Annotated in this window: 1 protein-coding gene; it reads right to left on the reverse strand. The window is 72.4% G+C overall.

Annotation, left to right across the window (positions count from 1 at the left end; all coding sequences use genetic code 11):
• Nucleotides 1-132: 132 nt before the first annotated feature.
• Nucleotides 133-492: a holin gene (locus ABD323_RS41295; RefSeq protein ID WP_344447231.1), complete on the reverse strand. Its 360-nt coding sequence runs from the start codon at nucleotides 490-492 to the stop codon at nucleotides 133-135.
• Nucleotides 493-675: the final 183 nt, after the last annotated feature.

Raw genomic sequence — 675 nt, forward strand, 5'->3', positions numbered from 1 at the left:
GCTGCAGGACCTTGAGCAGTACGACCGCGCCGGCCGGCAGCAGGCCCAGGGCCAGGGCGGCGGCGATGCCGAAGTCGTCGAGCGCGTCACCGACCGGTTGCGGCCTGGCCTCGCCCTCCTCGGTCCATCCGCTCATCTGCTGTTCCATCCTCCGGGCTGGTGCCGGGCGGTCTCCGCGCTGTGGCACGGCCCGCACAGTCCGCGGCCGTACTGCGGGCTGTCCGGGTCCAGGCCAAGCTGGACCAACTCGCGGCGCGAGTGTGGGTGGTGGTCGGCGTGCCTGCTCGGCGCCATGGTGCACACCACGCACACCGGGTCGCGGGCGAGCACCGCTGTGCGGAAATGCTGCTCGTGGCGGCGGGCGTAGCCGCGCTGCCCGGCGGTGCCGCGACGTTGTTCGGCTTCGGCCCGGTGCTCGGGGCAGCGTCCGGAGTCGGTGAGCGCAGGGCAGCCGGACCTGGAGCAGACGGTCAGTGCGCGACGCCTGGCCATGGTGATCGCCTCCGCCCCACGCTGGTCCCCGAGTTGGAGGGGATGGCGCCCGCCCCATGGTTTCTCAGCACCCGGACCCAGGACATCCGACGCTTGTCGTACAGGGGGATCCTGATGCGCTTACTGTCCGTCCACGACCCGGTTGGCGGCGACGTGCGCGCCGAACCCGCTTGCGGTCAACGC

This window comes from Kitasatospora nipponensis (genome assembly GCF_039528135.1).
GTDB lineage: Bacteria > Actinomycetota > Actinomycetes > Streptomycetales > Streptomycetaceae > Kitasatospora > Kitasatospora nipponensis.

Coding starts and splice junctions, on each gene's coding strand:
- ABD323_RS41295 (WP_344447231.1), bottom strand. CDS start 492: ATGGCCAGGCGTCGCGCACTGACCGTCTGCTCCAGGTCCGGCTGCCCT.